This window comes from Methanothermobacter tenebrarum (assembly GCF_003264935.1).
Lineage (GTDB): Archaea > Methanobacteriota > Methanobacteria > Methanobacteriales > DSM-23052 > Methanothermobacter_A > Methanothermobacter_A tenebrarum_A.
Genome location: NZ_QLOE01000004.1, coordinates 18848 through 38821, shown reverse-complemented (window position 1 = coordinate 38821; position 19974 = coordinate 18848). Strand labels below are relative to the sequence as shown.

The 19974-nt window shown below is 39.8% G+C and carries 26 protein-coding genes and 2 tRNA genes; 20 read left to right on the top strand and 8 right to left on the bottom strand.

The genetic code is table 11. The features are described 5' to 3' along the window. The 4 genes from pstA to DPC56_RS04105 form a co-directional block, all read right to left on the bottom strand. Nucleotides 1–852, bottom strand: coding sequence for a phosphate ABC transporter permease PstA (gene pstA / locus DPC56_RS04120; protein WP_112093805.1), 852 nt, complete (start codon nucleotides 850–852; stop codon nucleotides 1–3). Nucleotides 853–862: 10 nt separating this feature from the next. Continuing rightward, a complete protein-coding gene (gene pstC / locus DPC56_RS04115; RefSeq protein WP_112093804.1) occupies nucleotides 863–1741 on the bottom strand; it encodes a phosphate ABC transporter permease subunit PstC in 879 nt (292 codons plus the stop codon). Between the two features lie 17 nt (nucleotides 1742–1758). Beyond that, nucleotides 1759–2583: a phosphate ABC transporter substrate-binding protein gene (locus DPC56_RS04110; protein ID WP_112093803.1), complete on the bottom strand. Its 825-nt coding sequence runs from the start codon at nucleotides 2581–2583 to the stop codon at nucleotides 1759–1761. 112 nt (nucleotides 2584–2695) lie between these two features. Further along, nucleotides 2696–3511, bottom strand: coding sequence for a phosphate ABC transporter substrate-binding protein (locus DPC56_RS04105; RefSeq protein ID WP_112093802.1), 816 nt, complete (start codon nucleotides 3509–3511; stop codon nucleotides 2696–2698). A gap of 185 nt (nucleotides 3512–3696) precedes the next feature. Here DPC56_RS04105 and DPC56_RS04100 point away from each other — a divergent pair, with 185 nt between their 5' ends. Further along, nucleotides 3697–4560 carry a citryl-CoA lyase gene (locus DPC56_RS04100; RefSeq protein WP_112093801.1) on the top strand — a complete coding sequence of 288 codons (864 nt, stop codon included), beginning with the start codon at nucleotides 3697–3699 and terminating at the stop codon, nucleotides 4558–4560. 48 nt (nucleotides 4561–4608) lie between these two features. Here DPC56_RS04100 and DPC56_RS04095 read toward each other — a convergent pair whose 3' ends face one another. The 4 genes from DPC56_RS04095 to DPC56_RS04080 all read right to left on the bottom strand — a co-directional run bounded on the left by DPC56_RS04095 (nucleotide 4609) and on the right by DPC56_RS04080 (nucleotide 6347). Continuing rightward, nucleotides 4609–5499 (bottom strand): phosphate signaling complex PhoU family protein, encoded by an 891-nt coding sequence (locus tag DPC56_RS04095; RefSeq protein WP_112093800.1) that lies wholly within the window; start codon nucleotides 5497–5499, stop codon nucleotides 4609–4611. A 15-nt stretch (nucleotides 5500–5514) separates the two neighbouring features. Next, on the bottom strand, nucleotides 5515–6111 hold the full coding sequence (locus tag DPC56_RS04090) for a hypothetical protein (protein ID WP_348638835.1): 597 nt from the start codon (nucleotides 6109–6111) through the stop codon (nucleotides 5515–5517). 61 nt (nucleotides 6112–6172) lie between these two features. Beyond that, nucleotides 6173–6244: transfer RNA gene (locus DPC56_RS04085), tRNA-Thr, on the bottom strand. A gap of 20 nt (nucleotides 6245–6264) precedes the next feature. Beyond that, nucleotides 6265–6347 (bottom strand) — tRNA-Leu (locus DPC56_RS04080). Between the two features lie 205 nt (nucleotides 6348–6552). Here DPC56_RS04080 and DPC56_RS04075 point away from each other — a divergent pair. The 19 genes from DPC56_RS04075 to DPC56_RS03985 all read left to right on the top strand — a co-directional run bounded on the left by DPC56_RS04075 (nucleotide 6553) and on the right by DPC56_RS03985 (nucleotide 19967). After that, on the top strand, nucleotides 6553–6708 hold the full coding sequence (locus DPC56_RS04075; protein ID WP_112093799.1) for a 4Fe-4S binding protein: 156 nt from the start codon (nucleotides 6553–6555) through the stop codon (nucleotides 6706–6708). Between the two features lie 12 nt (nucleotides 6709–6720). Beyond that, nucleotides 6721–7878 carry an NAD(P)/FAD-dependent oxidoreductase gene (locus DPC56_RS04070; RefSeq protein ID WP_348638834.1) on the top strand — a complete coding sequence of 386 codons (1158 nt, stop codon included), beginning with the start codon at nucleotides 6721–6723 and terminating at the stop codon, nucleotides 7876–7878. 13 nt (nucleotides 7879–7891) lie between these two features. Beyond that, complete coding sequence (locus DPC56_RS04065) at nucleotides 7892–10375, top strand: hypothetical protein (RefSeq protein ID WP_220084812.1); 2484 nt, start codon at nucleotides 7892–7894, stop codon at nucleotides 10373–10375. A gap of 422 nt (nucleotides 10376–10797) precedes the next feature. After that, nucleotides 10798–11298: a hypothetical protein gene (locus tag DPC56_RS04060; RefSeq protein WP_112093796.1), complete on the top strand. Its 501-nt coding sequence runs from the start codon at nucleotides 10798–10800 to the stop codon at nucleotides 11296–11298. 8 nt (nucleotides 11299–11306) lie between these two features. After that, entirely contained in the window at nucleotides 11307–11552 is a 246-nt protein-coding gene (locus DPC56_RS04055) for a DUF2109 domain-containing protein (RefSeq protein ID WP_112093795.1), read from the top strand. Further along, nucleotides 11549–11806, top strand: coding sequence for an EhaD family protein (locus DPC56_RS04050; protein ID WP_112093794.1), 258 nt, complete (start codon nucleotides 11549–11551; stop codon nucleotides 11804–11806). The genes DPC56_RS04055 and DPC56_RS04050 overlap by 4 nt, the downstream gene beginning before the upstream one ends. Then, entirely contained in the window at nucleotides 11803–12084 is a 282-nt protein-coding gene (locus tag DPC56_RS04045) for an EhaE family protein (protein WP_112093793.1), read from the top strand. The genes DPC56_RS04050 and DPC56_RS04045 overlap by 4 nt, the downstream gene beginning before the upstream one ends. After that, the gene (locus DPC56_RS04040) at nucleotides 12081–12578 is read left to right on the top strand and encodes an EhaF family protein (protein WP_220084811.1); all 498 of its coding nucleotides are present in this window, start codon (nucleotides 12081–12083) and stop codon (nucleotides 12576–12578) included. Before DPC56_RS04045 ends, DPC56_RS04040 begins: the two co-directional genes overlap by 4 nt. A gap of 4 nt (nucleotides 12579–12582) precedes the next feature. Further along, nucleotides 12583–13260, top strand: a complete 678-nt coding sequence (locus tag DPC56_RS04035; protein ID WP_112093791.1) for an EhaG family protein — start codon at nucleotides 12583–12585, stop codon at nucleotides 13258–13260. 14 nt (nucleotides 13261–13274) lie between these two features. Beyond that, complete coding sequence (locus tag DPC56_RS04030) at nucleotides 13275–13946, top strand: proton-conducting transporter transmembrane domain-containing protein (protein WP_112093790.1); 672 nt, start codon at nucleotides 13275–13277, stop codon at nucleotides 13944–13946. Between the two features lie 6 nt (nucleotides 13947–13952). Further along, nucleotides 13953–14168, top strand: a complete 216-nt coding sequence (locus DPC56_RS04025) for a hypothetical protein (RefSeq protein ID WP_112093789.1) — start codon at nucleotides 13953–13955, stop codon at nucleotides 14166–14168. 13 nt (nucleotides 14169–14181) lie between these two features. Continuing rightward, nucleotides 14182–15054 (top strand): respiratory chain complex I subunit 1 family protein, encoded by an 873-nt coding sequence (locus DPC56_RS04020; protein ID WP_112093788.1) that lies wholly within the window; start codon nucleotides 14182–14184, stop codon nucleotides 15052–15054. A gap of 10 nt (nucleotides 15055–15064) precedes the next feature. Next, nucleotides 15065–15304 (top strand): hypothetical protein, encoded by a 240-nt coding sequence (locus tag DPC56_RS04015; RefSeq protein ID WP_112093787.1) that lies wholly within the window; start codon nucleotides 15065–15067, stop codon nucleotides 15302–15304. Between the two features lies 1 nt (nucleotide 15305). Then, the gene (locus DPC56_RS04010) at nucleotides 15306–15584 is read left to right on the top strand and encodes an energy-converting hydrogenase subunit EhaL family protein (protein WP_112093786.1); all 279 of its coding nucleotides are present in this window, start codon (nucleotides 15306–15308) and stop codon (nucleotides 15582–15584) included. Continuing rightward, nucleotides 15581–15982 carry an EhaM family protein gene (locus DPC56_RS04005; RefSeq protein ID WP_181454383.1) on the top strand — a complete coding sequence of 134 codons (402 nt, stop codon included), beginning with the start codon at nucleotides 15581–15583 and terminating at the stop codon, nucleotides 15980–15982. The genes DPC56_RS04010 and DPC56_RS04005 overlap by 4 nt, the downstream gene beginning before the upstream one ends. Then, a complete protein-coding gene (locus DPC56_RS04000; RefSeq protein WP_112093784.1) occupies nucleotides 15979–16410 on the top strand; it encodes an NADH-quinone oxidoreductase subunit B family protein in 432 nt (143 codons plus the stop codon). The genes DPC56_RS04005 and DPC56_RS04000 overlap by 4 nt, the downstream gene beginning before the upstream one ends. A gap of 18 nt (nucleotides 16411–16428) precedes the next feature. Next, nucleotides 16429–17598: a hydrogenase large subunit gene (locus DPC56_RS03995; protein ID WP_112093783.1), complete on the top strand. Its 1170-nt coding sequence runs from the start codon at nucleotides 16429–16431 to the stop codon at nucleotides 17596–17598. A gap of 6 nt (nucleotides 17599–17604) precedes the next feature. Further along, on the top strand, nucleotides 17605–18618 hold the full coding sequence (locus DPC56_RS03990) for a 4Fe-4S binding protein (protein ID WP_112093782.1): 1014 nt from the start codon (nucleotides 17605–17607) through the stop codon (nucleotides 18616–18618). Continuing rightward, on the top strand, nucleotides 18594–19967 hold the full coding sequence (locus DPC56_RS03985) for a 4Fe-4S binding protein (protein ID WP_348638836.1): 1374 nt from the start codon (nucleotides 18594–18596) through the stop codon (nucleotides 19965–19967). Before DPC56_RS03990 ends, DPC56_RS03985 begins: the two co-directional genes overlap by 25 nt. Nucleotides 19968–19974: the final 7 nt, after the last annotated feature.

Here is a 19974-nt window from a genome sequence, read left to right as displayed (position 1 = left end):
TCATCGCCCCATAATTTTCTTCCGATACCTTTCAACAAGAGTATTGGTAGTGACTGTAATAATAAGGACCATTATCACGAGGACAGCTGCAGTCCCATAAGCGTTTTTAAGGGAAAGTCCCTCTGTGGCAAGCACATATAAGTGTAATGGAAGAGGCCTCCCAGGGTCGAAGATGGAAATTGGCATTGAAAGAGCGGATCCAACGACAAACATTACCGCAGCAGCCTCTGATATGGCTCTGGCCATCCCCAATATTATTCCCGTGACTATCCCCGGCATTGCTGCGGGTATCACAACCCTGTAGATTGTTTCCCAATTAGTAGCGCCTAATGCCCAGCTTGCTTCCCTGTAGGATCTTGGCACGCTCTCAATAGATACTACGGCCACTTGGAATATTGTGGGTAAAGCCATAAGTGCGAGTACAAGACCTCCTGAAAGGAGGGACCATCCAAGTCCGAGGAATATAACAAAGAATGATAATCCAAATAATCCGAAGACTATTGAGGGTATTGATGCTAATGTTTCAGCACCAAATTTTATGAGCTTAACTATCTGCGTTTCACCAGCATATTCTGCCATGTAAACTGCAGCCCCAATACCAAGTGGTGTTGCGATTAAAACCGCTAATAGTGTCACATAGATGCTTGAGACTATCATTGGGGCTATACCACCAGCTCTGCCAGAATCTATGGGCTCTGACAGTAAGAATTCGAGGTTAACTGCTGGCAAACCTTTGATGAGTATGTAGCCTATGATCACTATGAGTATTATTATTGTGAATATCCCAGAAGCCCATAGTATTCCATTCATTATCTTCTGGGTGGTTTTGGGTGAAATAAGCCTAAGTGACATTTTAATCACCCTATAGGTAGCCTCCTCCGACTACTATTTTTTTCTTGTAGTGGAAGTAGTTGGCGATTACCAGCAATATCATGATGACTATGAATAATATTACGGCTGTTCCAAAGAGTGCGCTATAATGTAATCCTGTTGCGTATCCCATCTCAAGGGCTATGTTTGATGTTAATGCCCTTACAGGATCCAATATTGAACTTGGGATCTGTGCCACGTTACCTGCTACCATTATAACTGCTAGTGTTTCACCGATGGCTCTTCCCATCGCGAGGATAATAGACGTAATTATACCTGGTATTGCAGCCGGGACTATTACATATCTTATTGTCTGCCAATGGGTTGCTCCTAGGGCGAGTGACGCTTCCTTGTATTCCAATGGAACCGATTTGATCGCATCCTCTGATACACTTATTATTGTGGGCATTATCATGATGGCAAGTATTAATGAGGCTGTGAGTATGCCGAAGCCTGTGCCCCCAATATGTGTCCTTACAAGGGGTACTAGGACTATGAGTCCAAAGAATCCGTATACGACAGATGGTATGGCTGCTAGTGTTTCAATGACTGGTTTGAGGATTCTTCTCATGAATTGTGGTGCTATTTCCGCCATGAAAATTGCGCATAAAAATGAGAAGGGAACTGCAATGGCGAGTGAGAGGAAAGTAATACATAATGATCCTACTATCATTGTAAATACGCCATATTCTCCATCTGAAGGGGCCCATTCCCAACCGAATATGAAATGTATAAAACCATAGTCTTGGAATATTGGTATGGCTTCTCTGAAGATGAAAAGTACTATTAGTAATATTATTATTATTATTGAGAATATTGCGGTTAGGAAAAGTCCTTTTTCAATTAACATTTCTCTTGTCCTACTTATCATGGTATGCCCCTCACAATTTAGTCATCATCTGAAACATTTGCTATTGCAGGTACAATTCTTTCACTTCTTATTATGTTCTGTCCTTCTGGTGAAAAAACCCACTTTATGAAGTCCTTCACGACACCGGTCGGTTCGCCCTTTGTAAGGAATATGAATGGAACGACAAGTGGGTATGATCCATCGGCGACTGTTTTCTCAGATGGTTGGACACCATCAATTTTGAGGGCTTTTACATCATCGCTCATATGGGACATTGAAACAAAACCTATAGCATATGGGTCTTGTTTAACTGCTTGTTTAACTGATTCTGTGGATCCTTGAACTATTGCATCCTTTCTTATTTTAGTATCTTTCATTACTAGGCTCTGGAATGAACTTCTGGTCCCTGATCCTTCTTCCCGGACTATGACATGTATTTCGGCGTCTGGGCCTCCTACTTCCTTCCAGTTTCGTATTTTTCCACTGAATATGTCTCTAAGTTGTTCTTTTGTCAAGTCGTTTATGGGGTTTTCTTTGTTCACTGCTATCACTATACCATCTTTCCCGATAACATATTCTCTTAAACCATCCTTTTCTTCGGGTTTAAGGGATTTTGAACTTGTACCTATATCCACAACACCCTGTTGGGCTGTTCTGATGCCCATACCAGATCCTCCGCCTTGTATGTTTATTTTAACGTCCGGGTGTTTTTTCATGTATTCAGCTGCAAGTTTTTCAGCCACTGGCTGTACAGATGTTGAACCTGCTATCTCGATTCTCTCATAATGGACGCCTGGTCTTAATAATAGGTAGATTAAGATGACAAATATGAGTATTATCCCCCCTTTCCATTTTATATCCAAGTGTATCACCCTGAGAAATATTATTTCCTCTAAAATAATTTTCCTTAATTAGTATATTAATCTTTCATCTCAAGGGGGGTTCTAAAAAAAGAGAAAGTGGGGGGGTTGTATTCTATTGTTTGGCTGGGACTACTTTCTCAGATTTTACTATTGCTTGTCCTTCTGGGCTTAGGACCCAATCAATGAAATCCTTCACTACGCCAGTTGGTTCGCCTTTTGTAAGGAATAGGAATGGTCTCTGGAGTTTGTATGATCCATCAGCCACTGTTTTCTCTGATGGTATTATACCATCAATTTCAAGTGCTTTAACGGTGTCATCAAGGTTAGCAAGTGATATAAAACCGATGGCATTGGGGTCTTGCTTAACTGCTTGCTTAACTGCCTCTGTGGAACTTTCTACGATTGCATCCTTTCTTATTTTAGCTTCTTTTCCCATTACGATTTCTTCAAATGCTTTGCGTGTTCCTGAACCTTCTTCCCTTGTTATAACTGTTATCTTGGCATCTGGGCCTCCTACTTCATTCCAGTTTGATATTTTTCCACTGAATATGTCTCTGACTTGTTCTGTTGTAAGACCTTGGATTTTATTTTGTTTATTCACAATTACAACTATACCGTCTTTGCCTATGAGGTATACTTTAAGGCCTTTCTTTTCGTCTTCTTTTAAATCTTTGGATGATGTGCCTATGTCTGCTGTTCCTTGTTGTGCTTGTGTGATGCCTACGCTTGATCCTCCGCCTTGTACGTTTATTTTAACGTCCGGGTGTTTTTTCATGTATTCAGCTGCAAGTTTTTCAGCCACTGGCTGTACAGATGTCGAACCTACTATGTCGATCCTTTTTTCTCCACCTTGGCCGCCTAGGACTACTATGGCCCCTATTATTATAATTATGGCGACTATTATCCCTAAAATTGTTTTGGTGTCCATTTTTCCTCACCGATTTTTAAGTTAGTTGCAAACCTATTTAAATTTTACTATTGGTGAATTATATTTCACATTTTATGAACTAAATTAGTTGGTGATGCGATTTTGTTCATGTTATAGGAATAAAACTACACTAAAAGTATAAAATTTAAATATGATGACATATAAGGCTGGTATGGTGGATAGCTATGATAACAGAAAAATCCTTAAAAGAAATTTTTAAGGTTAATATTTGTCGCTGGAAGACAGCCATAACCCTCATCGAAAAAGATTGTATAATTACACGCGGTTATTTAATAGAAGATTTGATTGAAAATTATTCTTTCGCTGAAGTCATATTCCTACTATTAATGGGCGAGTTACCATCTAAAAATAAATCCAAAATGCTTAATGCCATATTGGTATCCTTCTGCGATCATGGTGTTACACCACCAAGCACACAAGTCGCCCGCCTCACCAGATCAACGGGTTCATCTCTAAACACTTCTCTAGCCGCTGGTTTATTAGCCTTCGGCGAAAACCACGCTGGAGCCATAGAAAAGGCTATGAAATTATTCCAAGAAACCATAAATTCATGTAAATCCCACAAAGATATACCAGTATTAGCAGAAAAAATCGTAGAAGAACACCTAGAAAAGGGAAAGAAAATACCTGGTTACGGTCACAGATACCACCACAAAGACCCCAGAGCAACGAAAATATTAAAAATAGGAAAAGAACTAAAATGCACAGGACCACACACAGAATTAGCAAAAGAAATAGAAAAAATACTATACAATTCCAAAAAAATACACCTAAATATCGATGGAGCCAACGCAGCAATACTATCAGACATAGGATTCCACTGGAGCACAGGAACTGGAATATTCATGATAGGAAGATTACCAGGACTAATAGCCCACATAAACGAAGAAGCACAAGAAAAACCATTCAGAAAAACCTTAAAGCTCGAAGAAATACAATATCATGGAAAAAAACCAAAGAAAAAGTTGCAAAATCAAAAAATCAACTTTAGCGTGCCATCTGGTATATCAACCCAAAAAAACTTCTAGAATAAATAGGAACGCCTTAACCAGTTCATGACCAAAATCCTTGAGAAATTATAGCCTCCTGAACCTCTCGGGAGTAGTTGTCCGTGGAATATTCATATAGAATTCAACTGCAGTATCCACGATCTCCACAGAAATATCTCCTATTCTCTCAAAGGTCTTAACTATCCTTGAAAGCGAAATATAATATGTTGAACGCTCTTTCTTATCAAAAGAGGTTTCAGCCATCTGAGTAGCAATACAATTAAGCGCTTTTCTCTGTATCCTATGCATCTCCTTCTCAAGTTTCATAACATCATCTCTAAGTTCCAATTTTTCATTAAGGAAAGCTTTCATAGCCTTTTTAACCATTCTAACAGCAGTTTCATACATCCTACGAAGATAATCCATAATCTCAGGATCTACAGGATACGCCTCCTTAACCGTGAAATTGGCTATTATACCTGAATGGTCACCTATACGTTCAAGATCATATGCTATCTCAGTGAACACCACAGCCCTCCCAAACTCAGAATATGGATTCATAGCAATTGCAGTATCAACTGAAGACCTGATCTTCTCATGCATATGATTAGTAACATAATCCATCCTAAGAGCTTCATCTGCAAGCTCTTTATCATAATCGGCAAGAGCTTGAAATGACTTTTCAAGCTGCTTACAAACATGCCCCGCCATATCCCTCAAAAGCTCCTTAATGAAAAAACTTCCAGCATACTCCCTTGAAGTCACCTCCTCGCCAAAAACATCTGCAAATTCCTCAAATCTTTGAAGATCAACCATATAAGCCCTCTTAACAACACCCTTCCTTATAAGCGGCCTAAGTAATTTAGTAACATAACGCCGTGTAATCCCCAACTTTTTAGCGATCTCATCCTGCGTGGAAGGATTTTCATATAATATCACATCAATTATAGCCTTAAGGGTAGCGTTCCTCCGGGACATTTCCACCTCATCCCATTATAATTGCTTATCCTCAGTTATTATAATTATAGACTCATTAAGTATAACAGCTATTACATAAAGTAGAATTGTGATGACAATAACCGAGATCAGAACATCAAACTGATAAAATATTAGACTATAAAGTTTCACAATGGAAGAATTCACATCCACAAATCCCCTTAAAAGGAGTAATAGGCCAGCGAATACAAGCAGGTACCCATGGGATTTCTTTATCTCATCTGACCTCAAGAGAGGATATAATCCCATTATGAGAAGGCCAAGGCCCATTGACCTGAAAAGATTCCAATGGGTTACACCCTCTAAAAGATAAATTATACTCTCCGATCTCCAATAAAAATTGGCTAGGAAGTTTATAACTTCTATTATGAGTATAATCATAAGTGGGATTGTAAAAACTATCTTATCCTCTACTATCTGCGTTTTAACATTCTCTAGGGGCTCTCTAAGGTAATGAGATAAGAGTTGATAGAGCATTGACCCTAAAACAGCACCTAATGCAGTTCCACCCACCCCAAGCTTTTGGGTGGTGAACGCCACTATTCCCGATATTACACCCGCCATTATTATATCAAACGCCTTAGACAATTCCATCACCAAAAAAATGTTATTTCTCCATAAACTCTTATCCATGAAAGAATCAAACCATCTACAAAGCCTTAGGGGGGATTTGAACCCCCGACCTCTGCCTTACCAAGGCAGCGCTCTACCACTGAGCTACTAAGGCCAAAATAAGTATAGGTCTAATGCAGGGGAAGGGATTTGAACCCTCGAAGGCCTGCGCCAGAGGATCTTAAGTCCTCCCCCTTTGGCCGCTCGGGCACCCCTGCATGGTAATTAATAAATAGTAAAAAACTGGTATATTAAGTTAACGGTTAAGTTAATGATTAAAATGATACCCCTCCAGCCCTTAACAGTTCCAATAAAAGATATTTTATAAGTAAAGTCAAATATGATTCCTAATCAACACATCCTGTTAAAATAATCGCTTTTGGCACTCTCTAATGGGGGGAAAATAAAATTAAAGGTGGTTGATTGAGGTTACTAGATAAATGTGGGTGTTGCGGCGCTTGTGTAAATGTATGCCCATATGACATCCTAGAAATGGAAAAGATCGTTATAATAAATGGGGAATGTAGGGAATGCGGTACTTGCAGTATAGTATGTCCAGTGGACGCCATACAAAAATAAAAGGTGAAGATCGTGAAATATGATCTCATAGTAGTTGGGGGTAGAGTAGCCGGGTCCATATCTTCGTTTTACGCTTCAAAGGAGGGTCTCAAGGTTCTCATGATAGAAAAAAACCCTGAAATAGGCACGCCAGTACAATGTGCCGGGGGAGTTAGTGATACCTTCTTTAAATCCATGAAAATAAACCCATCACCAAAATTCACTTGTACTAGGATCAGAGGCGCATGTATCCATGCACCCTCTGGTGCAAGTTTCCTAACCAGAGACCCTATAATAACAGGTTATATTGTTGAAAGAAAAGTATTTGACAAACACCTTGCCATTTTATCAGCTGAACAAGGAACCGATATAATGCTCAATACCACAGCAAAAGATCTAATAATCAAAGATGGTAAAATTACTGGTGTGATAGCTAAAAAGGATGGTCAAAGGTTTGATATCCGTTCAGAGATCGTTATAGCTGCAGATGGGATCCAATCAAAAATTGCCAGAAAAGCCGGCCTCGATACAAGGTTTAAAGTGGATGAAATCTGCTCATGCGCCCAGTCAGAGATGGTAGGTGTTAACGTTAAAAATGATATAATGGAATTCTATCTCGGAAACAAAATAGCACCCGGCGGTTACTTTTGGATATTCCCAAAGGGCGAAGAAAGGGCGAACATTGGCGTGGGAATACGTAGAAAAGAATGTAATATGAAAAGCGCACAATATTATCTCAAAAAATTCACATCAAAATTGAATGCAACTGAAATAGAATTCAATATAGGAGCCGTGCCCATTGGAGGGCCTGTTAAAAGAACCTATACTGATGGTCTGCTCGTAGTAGGTGACGCCGCAGGACAAGTAGACCCATTAACCGGCGGAGGCATACACATAGCCGCAGAATGCGCGAAAATAGCTGCTGAAACCGCATCAGATGCCATAGAAGAAGGTAGAACTGATGCAGAGTTCCTAAAAGTGTATGAGAAAAGATGGTATAAAAAAGTTGGAGCCAATATTAAAAGATCCCTCAAGTATCGGAAAATACTTAATAAACTAACCGACGAAGATTTAAATAACCTGGTGGAATCACTAAAAGGAAAAGAATTAAATCTAGATTCCAAGATTCCACTTTTTAGACTCGTGAAAGATTACCCTAATATCCTCAAACTCCTCAAAGAAATACTATGATATGGTGATAAACTTGTTAAAAAATTATAAAATTATATTAGTATGTATTCTAGCCTTTATCATAAGACTCATACCAAGTAGGAATTTTGCATTCCCTGGTAACGATGCATACATCCACCATGACATTGTAATGAGACTGGCCACAAAAGGCATAGGCATACTTTCAAAAAATCCCACTTCCCTACTAGGACTTAAACCATACGCTTACCCACCACTCTACCATATACTAGGACTCCTCATGTATAAGATCTTTAACAGTCAACTTGTATTCTTTATTTTACCACCACTTCTTGCGATATTAACTATACTCATATTCTATAAGATTGCATGGGAGATCTTCGAAAATGAGAGAGATTCAATCCTCTCCGCCTTTTTATTCTCAATAGTACCATCATTCGTGGCCAGAACATCAGTATTCATACCGGAATCCTTGGGAATCCTATTATTCACAATAATACTCTACCTACTCATAAAATATGTTAAAAGCATTCCTGGATACTCTGATATTGATAATTTCAGTCTAGGAAGATTCTTCAAGGTATTTAAAGGCAATCCTAAGTATATTATAATAGCCCTTTTAATATTATCAATGTACTTATTCACCCATAGAGGATGGGTATTCCTCGCCATAACTGTCCTAATATTAATTTTAACATTCCTAATACCCTCTTTTAAAAAGAGACCAATAGAAGTTTCCATCTTATTCTTCCTTGCAGCTGTTGGTATTCTAGAATTCACATTATTCACCGCCCGTTTACAAACACAACCAGTTACAATACTCGGATTCCCAAAATGGATGGGCTTGATCCAGCTCATATTCGGATTATATGGTGCATTATTTTTCATGAAATCAAAGAATCCCATTTACAAGTTTATACTTTTATGGTTCGCAGTATTCGCGATAGTAGGAACATATTCTTTCAGATTCCGGGACCCTTATGCGGCGATACCACTATCTTTGATGGCTGGTTACGGGCTCTCACAGGCTATTATAAGATTGGATAATGTGAAAATACCAGATTATAGGATACTTAAGAAGAATATCACACCATATATAAGATTATTTGTTATTTCAATCTTTCTGATCATCCCAATCGCACAAGGGAGTGTGATAGCTTATCTAAATGTTATAAGTCCTACACCGGAGCAGATAGAAGCCTTTGAGTGGATAGAGAAAAACACAGCACCCGATTCTGTGTTCTTGGCGACAATGGACGATGCTTACCTCCTTATAGGTAACACGCACAGGAAGGATGTTCTACTATGGAAGACGATCTACCAGGGCATGATGGGGAACCCACCCACATTGAAAGAGAAAGAGATGAGCGAAATGGAAGTAAAAACAATGTTCACCACTTCACAGCCCAATGAGGCATACTATTTCATCGAAAAAAATAACATAACATACATTTACATTGGAAAAACCATGCATCAACAAGGCTTGGGTTTATATCTCCCCACAGACACCCACTTCAAAACCCTTCTCGTCACAGGAGACGTCGCAGTATATCAATACATCCCAAAGCCCCCCATAGAAGGGAATAAATCCAAAATAAACTTTACCGGAGACCCAGAATATGAAAAGATAACACATTTCATAGAAAAATTCTGGAACGGATACTCTTACTCAGAGATTGGAGAATACACTCCAATAGAATATGATCCCGCCAGAGACTTGGAATTTGGAAGCACATTTAAAGGCTGCTACGACTCCAATGCCATGATAGCAGCCCTATATGACAAACTAGCCGCGAAAACAGGGAACACACAATTTAAAGAAAGATCTGATTATCTGATCAAATGGCTGGAATATAAACAGATGGAAAACGGCTCATTCCCAGGGGGCATGCCACCAGCAGAATACACTATAACAACAGCCCAGACAATCTATCCCCTAAAAGACCTAAAAACAAATGAAACTGAAAAAATAACAAATAAAGGGTTGCAATTTATCGAAAACCAAATAAATAATGAGGATATTAAAATAGCAGCCAACAAAGAATCATCACAATTTATAGGACCAGATTACCTGAAACTTAAAACAGAATCCCAAGTAGGTGGAATGAAACCAGACAAAGAAATCATATATAATGTAATTGAAAAACAAAGAGGAGACGGATCTTGGACTTCCGCACCATATGAAAACATCGAAATACTTAAAGGATTAACCCTATACTACCTTGCAACAAATGATACAAAAGCTTTAAAATCGATCCAAGAGGGTTCAAAATGGCTTAAAGCTAATCAAGAGTATGATGGCAAATTTAAAGGTGACGGAGACCCGGAAATATATTCCATAGGGCATTACGCCGATGCAATCCTAGTATATTATGTAGCAGGGGACAAAGAAGCCATGGAAAAAACCCTCAATTACACCTTAAAAAAGAACATTGAAAATGATCCAATACCACTAAAATCCTACCTAACACTATTCTGGGATCTTAAAATAATATACAACGAGGACACAGCCCTAGAATTATCATCAAAGATACTATAAACATATAAAAGCAATGGAATACACCCATTACACCCCATATTTGAAGTTTCCGCACACCTTCTTAATTATTCTTCTTATTTTGGCCAAGAAACTGGGAAAATAACAAAAATCTATAATATATTCATATTCTAAGGCAAAACAAAATATATTTATATACAAAATATATTTATATGTTTTAAGAAAAGAATTAAGGTGAGGTATAAAGGGATAAGGGGTACGAGGTGCAAAAGAAATGTTTAATATACTATTATTCACACTCCAAGATTTTTTGAAAAAACCATTAAACATTTAAATGCCATTTCGAGTTCCATAACCTCACAAAGCTTCATTGGACCATACATGGAATCTAAGAATATTAAACATATAACCGGGACAACTCTAATATTATTTCTAGTGGAGACTAACACTTGGGGTGGATATCTTTGAATGAAATCATAGCAATACCAATCGCCGCAGTTCTAGCATGGCTAAACTTCGTTATAATAGACATATGGATGGGCTTACCCGAAGCCCCAGGTGTCAGAGGCGCGAAGGCGATCGGCGAATCCATAGAAAAAAGAGGGGGGGATCTAGGCGGAGGCTACTTTAAAGGCAACATCGTATGCTCCCCAGACGCCTCAGCCGGCACTCTACTAGCATCTTGTGGCTACTATGGATTCGGGGGCCCAGAAGGTGGTCTGATCGCCGCATTATTCGTCTACTTCGGGAATAGAATGTGCGCAGATCCTGGATACGCTGGGACAACAGGGGCCCTAACCATAACCTTCATAATATGGGTCGCCTCACATTTTGGTATCACAGCAAATTACTTTATAGTAGGTATAACCATCGCCATACTAACAATCCAAGGCTTGTATCATCCTCTATCATCCAAACTAATCGGTAAAATAGCTAGAAAAATGAATAGAAAGGTCATCAAATAGTGGTGGAAATGATAGAAGAGACAATTATTTCATGTATAATAATATATATGGTTTTAAGACTCTTCATAACCCAGAATAGGCTAGAAAGGATGCCATACCTCAACGTTATAAATTTCGGGGTTGCTGCGGTTATAACACTCAAAAATCCATCACCACTGGGCGCTATAACATCCATGGTATATTTTATACTCGCAACTGTAGGCGCCAATGCAATAGCATTCACCATAAGTAAGGTAAAGGAGATAGAACAATGAACATCGAATTCGTATATGCTGCGGCCATCCTAATGATAGTCGGAGCACTAGGAGGCGTGCTCCAAACAAGGCCCATAGACAAGTTCCTCATGTTAGCAGTGTTAGGTGATGGTCTAATTAGTATCGTGGCAACCTTCGGCTACCTTGACGTGGCTATGGCATCTTCATTCATGACCTTTGTAGGGATAATCATAATGATGATAGGATTGGTTAGAGTACTTGAAATCAGAAAAATGCGAGGCGAAGTAGGATGATCTCAGCCACCGGGACACTCCCACTAATATCATTCTACCTGGGATTAACTCTACTATTAATCGGAGGTTTGGGTGTTGTATTCGGGCCTAAAACCTCCGAAGAGCCCATAGTTAGGATAATAAACCTCACAGTCCCTTCTACTGGTGTAGCATTAATCTTTTTAAGTTATAATTATACCCTTGCAATGTTAACATTTCTAAGTGTGAACCCGATCCTCTATATCATAATGATAAGGGCTATTATAAGATTGGAAGAAATGGGGGGCTCTATAAGTTGATAGGGAGGATCTTAAATCTGTTAGCCGAGCCTAGGGTTGTCCCTAAGATATTTGCATTCGCAATAGCAGTAGTATTAATTTTTAGTTTGCCTCTTCCATTTCATCTCAACCCTGAACAAGTCTATCCTAAACCCCCACCTCAACTCCAGATAGAGTTGGCCAAGAAAAATGTTGATGTGAGTTATAATCTCGCACCTTATAATCGTGGCGGATTACCAGTAGATCCCAATAATAGGGGTATAGTGAGATCACAGTACAAAAGCCCATATGAGGGGTGGATAACAGCCTATCTAACCCCATTCTCCCAGTGGATGAGGGATGTTTCATATCACCTAGGCACCACTATCGTAGCGCATCCTGGGGGGATCCTAGATGAAATCCTCTATTATACAAGGGGATTAGACACGATACTCGAATCATCCATATTATTCACAGCATTTACTATAGCCTCTTGGGTTATATTAAATAGGACAAGAAAAATGACGGGAGAATAATAAAATGGATCCTCTTTCAATAGTCCCTAATGTCGTGCCTCAGATAATCGTAAACTTTTATCCCATAGCGATCATAATCGCCATCTTAACAGCCGCCATAGGACTTTCAGGGGTTATAATAGAGAGAGATGACTTCCAAAAGATCCTGATAATCCAGATAGTCACCTATGCCATGCTGATAATCGTGGCAGCTGTAGGGACTGACTTAGCCGAAGCACTCATCCTCCCAGGGTTAGTTGTATCACTAGCAGAGATACTAGCAGTAACAGAAGTGTTAATATTCAGAGAATATACAAAAAGAGGAACCAGCTACCCAAGATTGAAAAAATATAAACCTATCGACATGGAAGTTTTAAAAACAGCCATCCCCATGACCTCACTCCTCTGTGTTGTATATGGTACGATACTAACAGGTTTTACAGGGGGAGCTGTCGCAGGGGCTGGTATACTCATCTACCTGTTCATAGGAGAACCCAAGGGCTTATCAACTGATTTCTGGGAGGAAATGTCAGGAGTTTCAGGGTTAGCATGGTGCTTATGGCTTCTAGGATTCCTATTATATTTCTTAAACCCCAGATTATGGCTTGTGGCACTATTCATGTCAGGTGGCGGGATCATAATCAAAGTAGCCTTGAAATTCGGACTTCTAGGAATACTAAATCGGGAGGAATTCAATAAATAAGGGCGGTCAAGGTTATGAATGAAATAACAAATTTAAACGGTCCAATAATAGGACACATCCCATTCATGGACATAGTATTATATATAAGCCCATTTTCACTAGCCTTAGTTGCGGTTATAGTGGCTTTCACAATATTCCTAGCACTAAGCAAGCCAGAATTAAGATCAGTAGCAAGATTCGGAGAAGACATAGTAAGAACGACAACTGTAGAGAAAAAAGAGGCCAGGTTCAGGAGATTCATGACAATACTCTGTGGTATAGCATTAACAGGCGTGGTTACCACAGGAGACTTGTTCAATTTCGCACTATTCGTATCATTAACTGGCATCACAAACATGGGCATATTCGCAGGAGTGAAAGACACCCACGTCCTTGATGCAACATTCCATTATGGCCTCGTACTCATGATCTGTAGCCTACCACTCTTCGGTGGAGTGGCCATGATACTAGCAAACACAGGCACCCTGAGCATGGGCATCCTCGCAAACATCCCAACAAACCCTATATTGAATATGAGCCGGACATTACTCTTAATAGGGGCTATAGGAGAAGGTGCATTGGCACCATTATTCGCAACCAAAGTAGAAATGATAAGAGCAAAGGGAGCCCCCTATATAAATATGATGCATTTAAGCTCCCTAATGGTCTTCACAAGGGTAATAGAAGTCCTATTAATCCTGGGGTGATCCTCAATGAAAAAAAATACAAAAAATAGTATACTCGCAACAGTCACCAGCCTACCCATCATACTTGGACTTATAATACCACCCCCATTAGTTGTTTCAATCGTAATTTTAACCGTTTTCATCCCACTATCAGCATATTATATCGGCCTCGTGTTAATGGCCCGTGCAAAGACCAAGAAAGAGGAAAAAGAACGTACAAAGATAACATTCACAGGTTACTAATCTGGTGATAAAGATGGCATATCTATCCACAGTCAACTTACCTTACATGTTATTAGAGATAATCACAGCATTCATAATAGGAGGATTATTATTAGGACTCCAAAGGAAGGTTATAGCGAGGATCCAGGGCAGACCAGGACCGCCCATAATACAACATCTACTACACACATTCAAATTTTATATAAAAGAGCTTTCGATCCCTAGAACCTCGAGCATGCCATTATATGTGGCGATAGTAATGGCATTAGATGGTCTATGGGTTCTTGCACTCATCATAGGCCCAATACTACATGGTCCACTCGGTATCGTAATATTATGCTATGCTATACATAAGGTTTCAGAGCATGGTATAGGCCTAGCTTCTGGGTCCCCTTATACAAAAATGGGAAGTTGTAGGGCAGTTCTTTCTGCTACTGCTGAAATGCCCCTAATAGCGGTCATGGCACTAGTATACTTCAAAACCCACACCCTTATACTGTCTGATATAATCAATTATCAGATCATCCACGGCCCCCTTATCATGCAATTACCGTTATGTGCATTGGCTGTGTTCATATTACTAGTTTCAAAGGCCCCTTATAGTCCATTCGGGATTGTATGGGGTAAGGATATAGTTTCAGGTTATAAGACAGAGCATTTTGGGGTTATAAGGGGTGTTCTGATGATGGGTGAAATCCTAGGCTACTTCGTACTCCTATGGTGCTTTTTAACCCTCTTCCTTGGGGGTATAATAAACACGTCACTAGACTATATCATAGGGATGACAATCATTACAATCGTCCTAGGATTTATCGTTGCCTTGACACCGATGGTGGCACCATATCACTCTGTGATGATACAATGGATATTCGCAGTACTGGCCCTCGTAAATGCCGTCCTTGTGTGAGGTGTAAATAATGGAAAGATCATATATAGTATTGTCACTGGCAATGATCGGCATTCTTATCATGGTAATGGTTGCAGCTAGTATCATGCAATTAAGGATTGCAATACTAGCTGTTATAATATTCACATTATTAGTTTCATTTTTCTTCCTAGGTGAAAGGGTGGAAAAGATTGAGACCATAGCATTCTGGTTTGTTATCATCATGTTCATAATCACAGCAGCCTTCATATCCAAGGGGGGAGGCTTCTAAGATGGCATACTTCACATACCTTCCACATTTGCTCATGTTCACCATTGGGATGCTGATAGGGTTAGAGGTAAGTTATAAGTGGCACAGTGAACCATTCGTAAGAAAAAGGATAGAACCCATACCACTCATACTCGCTTTAATCGGGGGCGGGCTTATGATCATCTACGCACCCATCGGATTATTCTTCATAGGTTTTGTGATGGGGATGAGACCAGGATATGGTGTCTATGAGAGCATAATAGGGATCCTATTTGCATTAATACTATGGGTGACCCTATGACCGACAAGACAATAAAAAAGATAAAACTATGGAAACTTGAAAGTTACGCCTACAAAAACCAGGTGCTGAAAACGCTCTCAGAAGCCTTGAAGATCCCAATAGAAAAAGTGGAGGAATTATTAGCCAAAAACTTGGACATGGCAAGGATAGAATCATCCCACTCATCAATGGAACAAGCAATACTTTTCAGACTTGAAAAACAAATAGAACTAGACCTAGGACTAGACTACCTAGACCATCTAGAACTCTTGGATAAAGAACAACTCAAAGCCATAAAAGAAGAAATCATAAAAAGATTAGAAATTTCTGGGAAACTAGAAATAGACCCAGAAGAGTATAAAAAACTGATAGAAAAGGCCAGGAAGAAGATAATAAAAATCCTAGAGGGGAGTGGATGATAAAAGACTTCATAAGGAAAAGATCCATTCACGTTTGCCTAATCTGCACTGGAGGATGCAACGGATGCGACATAGAAGTAGCCGCACTCCTATCAAAAAGATACGACCTCGAACAATACGGCATATATTATCATAACAACCCACGTGAATGCGACGCCTTACTAGTCACTGGACACGTGGCAAAACAATGGCAAGAAAAACTCATAGAATTATACAACAAAGTCCCAGAACCGAAAGCAGTGCTTGCAATAGGAGCATGCGCCCTAACAGGGGGCATATTCCAACAAGAATCCGACAAAACAGGGGCCCCAGTAAGCAATTTCATACCAGTAGATGCTGAAGTCCCAGGATGCCCGCCAAGACCGGCCGAGATAGCCACAGCCATACTAAAATACGTGCCAGGAGTCTTGGCCAGCTATTCAAAATAATCCACAAGAGGGATGATAATGAGTTATATACCCATAGGGCCGATCCACCCAGGGATAAAAGAACCATTAAGAATAAAACTCAAAACAGAAGGAGAACGTGTAGTAGCCGCCGAAGTAGACTTAGGCTATTTCTATCGTGGCGCAGAACAGATAGCCAAGGGCAAACCTTGGCAGAAAGTAGTCTACCTTTCAGAGAGGATCTGCGGCATATGCTCCCACTTCCACCCCGTAACATTCATAGAGGGCCTAGAAAAAATTGCAGAGTGCGAACCCCCACTCAGAGCACAATACCTCCGGGTAATAGTAGGTGAACTCAACCGTATACAAAGCCACCTAATTGCCAATGCCATATACTTCCTGGCAATAGAACACGAAACCCTCGGAATATACTTACTAAACATCCGAGAAAAAATAATGGACCTTACAGAAATGATAACAGGAAACAGAGTGCACTACGCCTGGAACGTAGTCGGCGGAGTGCGAATGGACATCAAAGAAAACCAAATCAAGAAAATATTAGAAAACTTGGATATAGTGGAACCAGCAGTATACAGATACCGTAAAATGTTCAAAACCGGAGCATTCCTAGGCCTAAGATCCAAGGACATAGGAAAAATGACCAGAGAAGAAGCAATAGATGTAAGGGCAGTAGGACCCATAGCAAGGGGTTCCGGTGTAAAATTCGACTGGAGACAAAAACATCCAACCTTCACAGACTACTTCGATTTCAAACCAGTATGGAGAAAAGAAGGCGACAACTATGCAAGGATAATGGTAAGGTTCGATGAAATACTAGAATCCATAAAAATAATAAGAAGAGCCATCGATGAACTCCCGGAAGGGCCGATAAGGAAAGAGTGCGAAATACCGGAAGGTTCAATTGATAACAGATACGAAGCTCCAAGAGGCGAAGTCACATACATATTCGAAACAGCGAAAAATGGTATCATAAGGGATATAACCATAAGAACCCCCACTATAATGAACCTTGAAGCTTGTGTAAAACATATGTTCAATGATTCGCCTACAATAGCAGATGCAGTCGCCATATACCAGAGTATAGACCCTTGCATTGCCTGCACCGAACGTGTAACAATAATCGATGAAGATGGAAACAAAAAAGATTTCAGGGGTATGAACAACCTTTTAAAAGAACATACCACACAGAAAGGAGAAAATGAGAGGTAAATTATAATGTCCTCTGTAATATGGTACATATACGAATTCGCAAGGAAAAAATGGATCAAAAGATTCCTAGATGCTAAAACAGATCCAGAGATAGCCGAATCGCCATCAAGGTTCAGAGATTTCCCAGAAGTCCAAAAAGAATTATGCATTTCCTGTGGAGCCTGCGTAGCCTCCTGCCCATCCCCAGGGGCGATAAAACTGGTGAGAGACGATGAAATGGAAATGGCCTACCCTGTCATAAACAAATCAGCTTGTATAAGATGCGGATTCTGCGTGGAAGTGTGCCCAACAGAACCAAAAACCCTCAAAACAGGTGAAAACTATCTTATAAAAGAAGAATACAAGATACTACCAAAGGATACCCTCTATGTGATCGATGACTACCTTTGCATACGCTGCGAAAAATGCCTAGAAGCTTGCAAGGTAGGGGCCATCTCATCCCATGACAACATAATCACCATAGACCAGTCAAAATGTGTATCATGTGGAGATTGCATCAACGCATGTCCAATAAAAGGAGCCATAAAAGAAGTCTTTATCACAAACATCGACGAACAAAAAGAGATAATTAACTTATTAGTCGAGAATCTAGAAAAGGCTATAAACTTAGAAGTTGAAAGGGTTAGAAAACTCCCAGACTATGACCCTGACAAGATTATAAAATTGGAATTCCCACTATCCAAAATTATGAAAAAAGCCCTTAAAATACTTCCTGATGAAGAAAAAGTAACCAAGATAGTGGAAAATATAACAGACAGACTTAAGATCAATGTAATAACCTGGGATGAAGACAAATGCAAAGGTTGTAGATTATGCATAGACGAATGCCCCACAGGCGCCCTCAAATACAACGAAGAGAAAGGCATCACCGAAAGAGACCCTGAAAAGTGCCTCAGATGCAGCATATGCTACCAAACATGTCCATTCGGAGTCCCAGGATTATACACTGCAAGATTCCTCCTAAAAGATGATAAAATCCTCATAACCCTAAAACCATCCCAGATAGTTGGAAGGGGCTGATAAAAATTCCAGTAACTGTCGAAAAAACATACAAACCAATAAGGGAAGTAGAAGTCCAATATGAAATAGATGATAAGAAGTGCAAAAAATGCCAGGATAGGCCCTGCCTTAAAGTCTGCCCAGTAGATGCCATACATGAAATACCACCAGATAACCACATCGAAATAGACGAAAAATGTATAGGATGCATACTATGCAGGGAAGCATGCCCATACGATGCCATAAAAATGAAAACCATCCTATCAGAGCCTATAAGAGAACCAACACCTACAATAAACCCGAAACTTTGCCTAAACTGTGGAGCATGCGTTGCAGCTTGTAAAACTGGTGCCATAGAACTCGTAGCCTCTGGTAAAGAGGAAATACACCCAGTGATAGATGAAGAAAAGTGTGTAAGATGTGGTTACTGCGCCCGAGCATGCCCCTCAGAAGCCATAAAATATGGTGAAATCCTACCAAGGGCCGTGGCCACAGGAAAGGCCCTGGTAATAAACCACAACAAGTGCATAGGTTGCATGACATGCACAAGAGTCTGCCCATCCAAAGGGGCGATAAAAGTCGGGAAAGTAAGTAAATTACCCTACATAGACCCTGCATATTGTGCAAGATGCGAAAAATGCATGGACGTATGCCCATCAACCGCCATCAAATACACCACAAGAACCACAGCCATCAGAAAATTTAACAGAATACACACCATGGAAATGGTATCAGAAATTCTCGAAAAAGAAACAGAAAAAGTAGCAGAGGCCACAAGCAGGATAAACTCTATCCTAGAAAATATCGCCGATGAAATAAGCAATAAACATGACGAAAAAAGCTTTGAAATAGATATAACAGATCAGATAAAAGAAAAAATCAAGGAAATCATAGACGGGGACATTGAAATAGATGAAATAGTAGAGATAATCGAAAAGACCAAACCACATAGAGAAATAACAAGTTTAGAGGAGAAATGTATTGGCTGCGGAGCTTGTGTCGATGAATGCCCAGTAAACTGCATAGAACTTGAAATGCCAGCCCCAATTAGCATAGGAGAAGAATGTGTATATTGTGGAAAATGTGTACAAGCTTGTCCAGTAGAGGCAATAACCCTCAAAGAAGAATTCTTCACCATCAAAGATGATAGGATACTATTTACAAGAAGAGAAATCAAGGGGCCAAAGAGTGGAAAGGTCATCCCTGATGATATGATTTGTCAAGCATGCGGTATCTGCGTAAACAAATGCCCAGTAAATGCCCTAAGCCTCAAAAACGATAAAATAATAGTTGACCAGGAAGCTTGTATCAGCTGTGGTGAATGTGAAAAAATATGCACCGTAAACGCCATCAAACTAATCGCAGATTAATGGTGTA